This window comes from Streptomyces sp. NPDC057253, assembly GCF_042669125.1.
Classification (GTDB): Bacteria; Actinomycetota; Actinomycetes; order Streptomycetales; family Streptomycetaceae; genus Streptomyces.
Genome location: NZ_JBHUXV010000218.1, coordinates 1 through 9,399, shown reverse-complemented (window position 1 = coordinate 9,399; position 9,399 = coordinate 1). Strand labels below are relative to the sequence as shown.

At 71.0% G+C, this 9,399-nt stretch carries 8 protein-coding genes; 3 read left to right on the top strand and 5 right to left on the bottom strand.

Annotation, left to right across the window (positions count from 1 at the left end; genetic code table 11):
• Positions 1 to 2: 2 nt before the first annotated feature.
• From ACFULQ_RS47270 to ACFULQ_RS47255, 4 genes are all read right to left on the bottom strand, one after another.
• Positions 3 to 1,223, bottom strand: coding sequence for an MFS transporter (locus ACFULQ_RS47270; RefSeq protein ID WP_383557505.1), 1,221 nt, complete (start codon positions 1,221 to 1,223; stop codon positions 3 to 5).
• Between the two features lie 95 nt (positions 1,224 to 1,318).
• On the bottom strand, positions 1,319 to 2,368 hold the full coding sequence (locus ACFULQ_RS47265; RefSeq protein WP_383557503.1) for an endonuclease/exonuclease/phosphatase family protein: 1,050 nt from the start codon (positions 2,366 to 2,368) through the stop codon (positions 1,319 to 1,321).
• A gap of 203 nt (positions 2,369 to 2,571) precedes the next feature.
• The gene (locus ACFULQ_RS47260; protein ID WP_383557502.1) at positions 2,572 to 3,135 is read right to left on the bottom strand and encodes a TetR/AcrR family transcriptional regulator; all 564 of its coding nucleotides are present in this window, start codon (positions 3,133 to 3,135) and stop codon (positions 2,572 to 2,574) included.
• A gap of 159 nt (positions 3,136 to 3,294) precedes the next feature.
• Complete coding sequence (locus ACFULQ_RS47255) at positions 3,295 to 4,881, bottom strand: MFS transporter (protein ID WP_383557499.1); 1,587 nt, start codon at positions 4,879 to 4,881, stop codon at positions 3,295 to 3,297.
• A gap of 181 nt (positions 4,882 to 5,062) precedes the next feature.
• Between ACFULQ_RS47255 and panB the strand changes: the two genes are divergently transcribed.
• Positions 5,063 to 5,929 (top strand): 3-methyl-2-oxobutanoate hydroxymethyltransferase, encoded by an 867-nt coding sequence (panB, locus tag ACFULQ_RS47250; protein WP_383557497.1) that lies wholly within the window; start codon positions 5,063 to 5,065, stop codon positions 5,927 to 5,929.
• Between the two features lie 142 nt (positions 5,930 to 6,071).
• Positions 6,072 to 6,602, top strand: a complete 531-nt coding sequence (locus ACFULQ_RS47245; protein ID WP_383557494.1) for a VOC family protein — start codon at positions 6,072 to 6,074, stop codon at positions 6,600 to 6,602.
• A gap of 143 nt (positions 6,603 to 6,745) precedes the next feature.
• Here the strand turns inward: ACFULQ_RS47245 and ACFULQ_RS47240 are convergent, their stop codons facing one another.
• Positions 6,746 to 8,782 (bottom strand): NAD(+) synthase, encoded by a 2,037-nt coding sequence (locus ACFULQ_RS47240; RefSeq protein WP_383557491.1) that lies wholly within the window; start codon positions 8,780 to 8,782, stop codon positions 6,746 to 6,748.
• A 162-nt stretch (positions 8,783 to 8,944) separates the two neighbouring features.
• Between ACFULQ_RS47240 and ACFULQ_RS47235 the strand changes: the two genes are divergently transcribed.
• Complete coding sequence (locus tag ACFULQ_RS47235) at positions 8,945 to 9,343, top strand: hypothetical protein (RefSeq protein WP_383557488.1); 399 nt, start codon at positions 8,945 to 8,947, stop codon at positions 9,341 to 9,343.
• The last annotated feature ends 56 nt before the right edge of the window (positions 9,344 to 9,399 follow it).

The window sequence follows — 9,399 nt, the reverse complement described above, 5'->3', positions numbered from 1 at the left end:
GCTCAGTGGCGCACTGCCTCCGCGTGCTCCGGCAGATGCGAGGCGACCACACGCTCCCGGCCCGCCGGGACGGCCGCGCGCCGCCGGTCCACGACCGCCGCCACCGCGGCGACCCCGAGGCCGAGCACGGCCAGGCCGGCGCCCGTGACCGCGGGGGAGGTCGCGCCGAGGCCCGCGGCCAGGGCGAGGCCGCCGATCCAGGCGCCGCCGGCGTTGGCCAGGTTGAACGCGGCCTGGTTGGCGGAGGAGGCCAGGGAGGGGGCGGCCGAGGCCTTCTCCATGACCATCAGCTGGAGCGGGGACCCGGTGACGAAGGCCGCCGTGCCCAGCAGGACCACCGCGACCGCGGCGCTCCACTGCGCCGACATCAGCGCCGGGAACAGCGCCAGGACCACGATCAGGGAGGTCAGGCCGCCGAAGAGGGTGCCGCGCAGGGAGTGGTCGGCGAGCCGTCCGCCGAGCAGGTTGCCCACCGTCGCGCCCACGCCGAACAGCGCGAGCAGGAGGGTCACGCTGGAGTCGGCGTAGCCGGCGGAGTCCGTGAGCATCGGCGTGATGTAGCTGTACGCGGAGAACAGCGCCCCGAAGCCCGCGACCGTGGTGCCGAGGGCGAGCCAGACCGGGAGCGGGCGCAGGGCGGCCAGTTCGCCGCGCAGGCCCACCCGGGGCGCCTGGGTGTGGTCGTGCGGGATCAGCAGGGCCAGCGAGGCTATCGCCGCCAGGCCGATCGCGCTGACGCCGAGGAAGGTCGCCCGCCAGCCCAGGTGCTGGCCCATGAGCGTGGCGACCGGCACTCCGGCGATGTTGGCGAGGGTCAGGCCGAGGAACATCAGGGAGACCGAGCGGGCCTTGCGTTCCGGTGCCACCAGACTCGTGGCGACGACCGCGCCGACGCCGAAGAAGGCGCCGTGCGGCAGACCGCTCACGAAGCGGGCCGCGAGCAGGGTGTACTCGCCCGGGGCGAACGCGGAGGCCGCGTTGCCGATCACGAACAGCCCCATCAGACCGATGAGGACCTTGCGGCGGGACATCCGGGCGGTGACCGCGGCGAGCAGCGGGGCGCCGATCACCACGCCCAGCGCGTACGCGGAGACGAGGTGACCGGCGGTGGGGATCGAGATGCCCAGGTCGTCGGCGACGTCGGGCAGCAGGCCCATCATGACGAATTCGGTGGTGCCGAGACCGAAAGCGCCGACGGCCAGTGCGAGCAGGGCCAGAGGCATGAAGAGGTCGAGCCTTTCGAACGGGGGAGCGGAGTTCCGTATCAGCATATGTTCATTACCGGAACAAAGAGTGCCCGTCCCAGGCTTCCCCAGGGTTACGAAGAGGTGTCGAGGTTCACACGGGCCGCCACCGGCAGATGGTCGCTGCCGGTCTCGGGCAGCGTCCACGACGTCACCGGCTCCACGCCCTGCACCATGATCTGGTCGATCCGCGCCATCGGGAACGACGCCGGCCAGCTGAACCCGAAGCCGCTGCCCGCCGCACCCTGCGTGGAGCGCATCTGCGAGGTGACCGCGTTCAGCGCGCGGTCGTTCATCGTGCCGTTGAGGTCACCGAGCAGGATCTTGCGGGGCAGCTTCTCGGCGGCGATGGCCTCCCCGAGTGCGTCGGCACTCGTGTCGCGCTGCCGGGCCGTGAACCCGGCCTCCAACTTCACCCGTACGGACGGCAGATGAGCCACGTACACCGCGACCTGGCCGTCCGGCGCGGTCACCGTGGCCCGCATGGCCCGGGTCCAGCCCAGCTTGATGTCGACGGCCCGCACGCCGGTCAGCGGGTCCTTGCTCCACAGCCCGACCGTGCCCTCGACCGCGTGGTACTTGTACGTCGACGCCAGCGCCTTCTCGTACACCGGCACCGCGGACGCGGTCAGCTCCTCCAGGGCCACCACGTCCGCGCCGGAGGCGGCCACGTCCCGGGCGGTGCCGGACGGGTCGGCGTTGTCGGCGTTGACGTTGTGCGTGACCACCGTGAGATCGCCGCCCGTGCCGTTCTTGTCCGACAGCAGCCCGCCGAAGAGGTTCAGCCACACGGCCGCCGGAAGCACCACCGCGATCAGCGCGGTCGCCGACTTGCGCAGGAAACCCAGCAGGAGCAGCACCGGGACGAACACGCCGAGCCACGGCAGGAAGGTCTCGGTCAGAGAGCCGAGGTTGCCGATGGCGTTCGGGATCTGCGCGTGCAGCAGCATCACCAGGGCGACGGCCACCGCCACGGCGGCCAGCACGATTCCGCGGCGCCAGATCCGCTTGTCACCGCGCCAGCCGGACACCGTACGGCCGAGCAGGCGCCGGAACCGGCCTCTTTGGCGCTCGGGTCCCGAGCTGCCGTCCGCCGTCTCCGTCACGTACGCCTGCTGCGCCATACCGTCGCCTCACTACCTGCCGTGCACACCGTTCACCCCGTCACCGGGGGGTGTCAGACACCCCGTAAGACCCTAGGGGATGATCGGCTCCCGTCTCGTCGTCCCATGACGACCGTACGGGGGCGATGACGTACAAGTCGGCGCGACGAGTTCCGGATCCCGGCGGGGAAAGCGCCCACTGTGACGAAACGCGCACACGGCTGCTACGGCACCCGCGAACTGACGGGCCGTAGCCCTTCGAGGACGGTATCGACGATCTGTTCGGACAGTCCCTCGGGCAGGTCGGCGTCCGGTTGCATGAGGGTGCGGAAGAGCATGGGGCCCACGAACATGTCGTTCATCAGCTCGACGTCGATGTCCGCGCGCAGCTCGCCGTTCTCCTGGCCGCGGCGCAGGATCTCGATCTGGAGCCGGCGCCGGGGCGCGACGACGATCGCGTGGTAGGCCGACCACACCTTCGGACTGCTCTTCATCTGGGCGTGCACGTTGTGCAGGAGGGCGGAGGAACGCCGCAACAGACCCCGCTGGCGCAGCTGTTCGAGCAGCGCCACGAGGTCGTCGCGCATGGAGGTCCCGGGCAGCGTCACGTCCGCCGGCTCGGCCGCCCGCACGACGTCGACGAAGAGTTCCTCCTTGCCGCTCCAACGACGGTAGATGGCGGCCTTGCCGACGCCGGCGGTCCGGGCGATCCGCTCGATGGACAGTTCCGAGAGCGGCACGCCGTCCTCCAGGAGCTTCACCACCCCTTCGAGGATGGAACGTTCCACCGCCTCGCTCCGGGGCCGGCCCCGGGACGGACCCGGAGCGCCTGCCGGCTGCTGACCGTCGACGAGGCTGCTCACGTCACTCCGTCCTCTCTCCGTACTGAGGGAACCTCTCTCCGTACCGAGGGAATTCTCCCTCTTATACGACACCCGCGGGTACCGTCACTCGGTCACGGTGGCCAGTTCCTGCTCCTCCGGCCCCCGCTGGGGCTCCGTCGGCCTGCCCGGCAGGAACAGCGCCACCACCAGGGCGCCGACCAGGGCCACACCGGCTCCGCACAGCGCGGTGACGTGCATCGCGTGCAGGAAGGCGTCGTTGGCCGGGCCGACCAGGGCGTCACCCCGGGGGCCGAGCTTCGCGGCGACGCCGAGGGTGGCCTCGATGGACTCGCCCGCGGTGTGCCGTACGCCCGCCGGAACGGCCCCGAGGTGGGACTCGATGCCGTCGCGGTAGGCCGTGGAGAGCACCGAGCCGAGGACGGCGATGCCGAGGGCGCCGCCGACCTGCCGGAAGGTGTTGCTGAGCGCGGACGCGGAGCCGGCCTTCTCGCGCGGCAGGGCCTGCATGATGACGACGCTGGTCGGCGTCATGATGTGCGCCATGCCGGTGCCCATGAGGAAGAAGATGACCTCCAGGAGCCAGATCGGCGTGTCCGCGTCCAGCACGGTGAACGCGCCCAGCATCGCGGCGATCAGCAGCATGCCGCCGGTGGTCGTCGCCTTGTTGCCGAAGCGGTCGACGACCAGCCGGGCGCGCGGCGCGAAGATCAGCTGTGCGGCGGCCAGCGGCAGCATCAGCAGACCGGTCTGGAGCGGTGAGTAGCCGCGCACGCTCTGGGTGTAGAACACCGAGAAGAAGGTCACGCCCATCAGCGCGAAGAAGACCAGCCCTATGGCGCCGATCGCGGCCGAGAACACCTTGTTCTTGAAGTACGTCACGTCGATCGACGGGTGGTCGCTGCGCTTCTCGAACACCACGAAGGCGACGAGCACCGCGAGACCGGCGCCGATGGTGGAGAGCACGGTGGCGTCCGTGAAGTCGGCGAGCTGGCCGCCCTTGATGATGCCGTAGACGAGCAGGACCAGGCCGATGACCGACAGCACCACACCGACGGGGTCGATCCGCCCCGGGTTCGGGTCGCGGGAGTCCGGTACCAGCCACAGCATCAGCGCGAGGGCGAGCACCACGATCGGCACGTTGATGAGGAAGACCGAGCCCCACCAGAAGTGGTCCAGGAGCACCCCGCCGGTGATCGGGCCGATGGCGATGGCGAGACCCACGCCGCCTGCCCAGATGCCGATGGCCTTGGGCTGCTCGTCGCGCTCGAAGACGTTCATCAGGACGGCGAGCGTGGCCGGCATCACGAAGGCGGCGCCGAGCCCCATCAGGGCGCGGAAGGCGATCAGCTGGACCGGCGAGCCGGAGAAGGCGGCGAGGGCGGACCCCGCGCCGAACACCAGCAGGCCGCCCAGCAGCACCTTCTTGCGGCCGAGCCGGTCACCGAGCAGCCCGGCGGTGAACAGCAGGCCGGCGAAGACCAGGGTGTAGGCGTTGATCGCCCACTCCAGCTCGCTCTGGGTGGCGCCCAGACCGGTCGGTGCCGGAGTCGAGATCGTCTTGATCGCGACGTTCAGGATCGAGTTGTCGAGCACCACGATCAGCAGGCTCAGCATCAGTGTGCCGAGGATCGCCCAGCGGCGCCGGTGCACCGCCTCCGGCACCCGGGAGTCAGGGACTGCGGTAGTCATACGGCCGAGCGTAGATGATTTCCGATACGGCACCGTCTCGTATCGTAATTCTTTACCGAGACCTTACGTGCCGGAACGGTCACACCGACCGCCCCTGGCCCCGACCGGCACGAGGTGCCACCATGGAGGGGATCCGGGGACGCCGTCAGGGCGCCTCGAGATGACGTAAGGAGCCGTTGCAATGACGCAGCTTTCGGCTGCCCACACCAAGCCCTCCGACGGCAGCAGGTCGCTGTACGGGGGCAAGGGCACGCGCCGCATCACTGTCCGGGACATCGCCCTCGCCAAGGAGCGCGGCGAGAAGTGGCCCATGCTCACCGCCTACGACGCGACGACCGCCGCCGTCTTCGACGAGGCCGGCATCCCCGTGATGCTCGTCGGCGACTCGGCGGGCAACTGTCACCTCGGCTACGAGACCACCGTGCCCGTCACGATGGACGAGATGACCATGCTGTCGGCCGCCGTCGTACGGGGCACCTCGCGCGCCCTGATCGTCGGCGACCTGCCCTTCGGGTCCTACCAGGAGGGCCCGGTGCAGGCGCTGCGCTCGGCGACCCGGCTGGTCAAGGAGGCCGGCGTGGGCGCCGTGAAGCTGGAGGGCGGCGAGCGCTCCCACGAGCAGATCCGGCTCCTGGTGGAGTCCGGCATCCCGGTCATGGCCCACATCGGTCTGACCCCCCAGTCCGTCAATGCCATGGGCTACCGCGTCCAGGGCCGCGGCGAGGAGGCCGCCCAGCAGCTGCTGCGGGACGCCAAGGCGGTGCAGGACGCGGGCGCCTTCGCGGTCGTCCTGGAGCTGGTCCCGGCGGAGCTCGCCGCCGAGGTCACCCGGGTGCTGCACATCCCGACGGTCGGCATCGGCGCGGGCCCGGAGACCGACGCGCAGGTCCTCGTCTGGACCGACATGCTGGGCCTCACCGGCGGCCGGGTCCCGAAGTTCGTCAAGCAGTACGCCAACCTGCGCGAGGTCATGACCGGCGCGGTGAAGGCCTTCGCGGAGGACGTCGTCGGCGGGACCTTCCCGCTGGAGGAGTACTCCGTCCACTAGGTCCGCAGGCCCCTCGAAGCCACAGCGGCACCAACCGCCCCGCCGATCTTCCCCCGTCGGCGGGGCGCGCCACTTTTAGGACGGCCCCTGGCCTATTGGCCGCCTAACGTCGTCGGTGTCCGACGCCGACGAAGGGGCCGACATGTCCGAGCAGACCAGCGCAGCACCCGAGGGTTACACCTCCGTCGCCCCCTGGGTCGTCACCGACGACACCGGGGCCTTCCTCGACTTCGTCACCGAGGTGTTCGACGGCGTCGAGCTCGGCAGGGTCGCCACCGAGTCCGGCGCGATCGGGCACGGGGAGATCCGGATCGGCGACACGGTCGTCCTGGCCTTCGACCGGAGTCCCGACTGGCCGGTCATGCCGAGCCTGCTGCGGGTGTTCGTGGCAGACGCGGACGAGACGTTCTCCCGGGCGATCGCGGCCGGCGCCCGCGTCGTCACGCCCCTGTCGGACAGCGCCTTCGGGCAGCGCGGCGGCCGGATCAAGGACCCCTTCGGCACCATCTGGTGGGTCGTCGCCCACGTCGAGGACGTGCCGGAGGAGGAGATGTGGCGGCGCCTGAGCATGCCGGCCTACGCGGAGGCGATGCGGGTGGCGCAGGAGACGTTCGACGCGGAGATGACGGGACGGGGCGGGCGCAGCAGCGCGCCGGTCAGGAATGGCGGCTGACCTCCGGAGGCACCTCGGGCACTCTCAGCCCGTCTGGGGGGGGGGGTACCCCCTCTGGGGGAGTTCGAGGACGAGGCCCTCGGGCCGACGGGGGTCCGGGGGCGCAGCCCCCAGGGACACGCACCCCCACCGGCCCGCACCGCTCAGTCGAAGCGGCTGAGCTCCCGCAGCCACGCCTTCGCCGAACTGTCCGACGGCGCCCGCCAGTCACCGCGGGGCGACAGCGAACCCCCCGCCGAGACCTTCGGCCCGTTCGGCATCGCCGACCGCTTGAACTGGGCGAACCCGAAGAACCGCTTGCAGAACACCTCCAGCCACCGCCGGATCGCCGGCAGGTCGTACGCGCCGCGCTTGTCCTTCGGGAAGCCCGGGGGCCACTCGCCCGCGTCGGCGTCGTGCCAGGCGTGCCAGGCGAGGAAGGCGATCTTCGACGGCCGGAAGCCGTACCGCAGCACATGGAAGAGCGTGAAGTCGTGCAGCGCGTACGGCCCGATCTTCGACTCGGTGGACTGCATCTCCTCGCCCGGCACCAGCTCCGGGCTGATCTCGGTGTCGAGGATGGCTGCCAGGATCTCGCCGGTCTCGTCGTCGAACTGGCCGCTGCTGATGACCCAGCGGATCAGATGCTGGATGAATGTCTTCGGCACGCCCGCGTTGACGTTGTAGTGGCTCATCTGGTCGCCCACGCCGTACGTGGACCAGCCCAGCGCCAGCTCCGAGAGGTCACCGGTGCCGAGCACGATGCCGCCGCGCTGGTTGGCGAGCCGGAACAGGTAGTCGGTGCGCAGGCCCGCCTGGACGTTCTCGAAGGTGACGTCGTAGACCGGCTCGCCGGAGGCGAACGGATGGCCCATCTCCTTCAGCATCAGCCGCGCGGTCGGCGTGATGTCCAGCTCGGCCGCGGTGACCCCGAGCGCGGACATCAGCTTGTGGGCGTTGTCCTTGGTGTGGTCGCTGGTGGCGAAGCCGGGCAGCGTCCAGGCCAGGATGTCGCTGCGCGGGCGCCCGGCGCGGTCCATCGCACGGGCGGCCACGATCAGCGCGTGCGTGGAGTCGAGGCCCCCGGACACCCCGATGACGACCTTCGGGCCGCCGATCGCCGCGAGCCGCTGCTGGAGCCCGGCGACCTGGATGTTGTAGGCCTCGTAGCAGTCCTGGGCGAGCCGGTCGGGGTCGGCCGGCACGAACGGGAAGCGCTCCAGACGGCGCTTGAGACCCAGGTCGCCCGAGGGCGGGTCGAGCTCGAAGGACACCGTGCGGAAGTCACCCGTGCGGGCCTTGTGGATGCGCCGGTTCTCGTCGAACGTGCCCATCCGCATCCGCTCCTGCCGCAGCAGGTCGAGGTCCACGTCGGCCACCGCGTACTCGTCCCCCTGCGGGAACCGCTCGGTCTCGGCCAGCAGCACGCCGTTCTCGTAGACCATGGCCTGCCCGTCCCAGGACAGGTCGGTGGTCGACTCGCCGAGACCGGCCGCGGCGTAGACGTAGGCGGCGAGGCAGCGGGAGGACGCCGAGCGGCACAGCAGTTTGCGGTCCTCGGCCCGCCCGACGGTGATCGGGCTGCCGGAGAGGTTGACCAGGACGGTCGCGCCGGCGAGGGCGGCCTCCGCGCTGGGCGGCACCGGCACCCACATGTCCTCGCAGATCTCCGCGTGCAGCACCAGACCGGGCACGTCACCGGCCTCGAACAGCAGGTCCACGCCGAACGGTACGGCCGTGCCGCCGACGCGGATCGAGCCGCCCCGCTCGTCGGCGCCGTCGCCGATCTGCCGGCGCTCGTAGAACTCGCGGTAGTTGGGCGGGTACGACTTCGGTACGACCCCGAGGATCCGGCCGCGGTGCACGATCACCGCGCAGTTGTAGACCCGGTTGCGGTGCCGCAGCGGGGCGCCGACGACCAGCACCGGCAGCAGCTCGGCCGATCCGGCCACGACCTGGTCGAGCGCCGCCTCGACCTCGTCGAGCAGCGCGTCCTGGAGCAGCAGGTCCTCGATGGAGTAGCCGCACAGCCCCAGCTCCGGGAAGACCGCGACGGCGACCCCCTCCTCGGCGCACTGGCGCGCGTGACGCAGAACCGCTTCGGCGTTGGCGGGCGGGTCCGCGATGACGGTGTGACCCGTACACGCGGCGACGCGTGCGAACCCGTGCTGATAGATGGACCAGAAGTTCGACTGAGGCACGGGTCCCAGTGTAATCGTCAGAGCGACGCGATCCGGGGTGGGGCCGTGCGCCGGGGGACCCTCCGCCGGGGGACCGTGCGCCCGGGACGTGGTCATGGCTGAGTGATGCTCCGGCAATGCTCCTGCGATGACCATTGCCGGATTGTCATGACCTTGCCTTCAATGAGCGGCATGAGAGACATCGGCGCGGACCGCCGTACGGCGGGCGGATGGGGCTGGTTCCTGGCCTGGTTCCTGGTGGGAGCGTGTGCCGGCGTCGGTCTCGCGGCGATCCTGACGGTGGGGCCGGCCTTCCTCGCCCTCGCCGCGGTGGCCGCGCTGCCCCTGCTCCGCCGAGGCCCTCGGCGCGCCGTCGCGGGCCTCGTGTCGGGCCTGGCCCTTCCCGCCTTCTACCTCGCGTACCTGAACCGGGGCGGCCCCGGCGAGGTCTGCCACGCGGTCTCCGGCGGACAGACCTGCACCGACCAGTACACGCCGGTCCCGTTCCTCGCCGTCGGGGCGCTCCTGCTGGTCGCGGGTCCGGTGATCCACGCGCTGACCGGCCGCCGGGAGCGCGTGTGACGACGGGGGACAGGACACCGCGAGGGCCCGGTCCCGGGGTTCTCACCCCCTGTCTC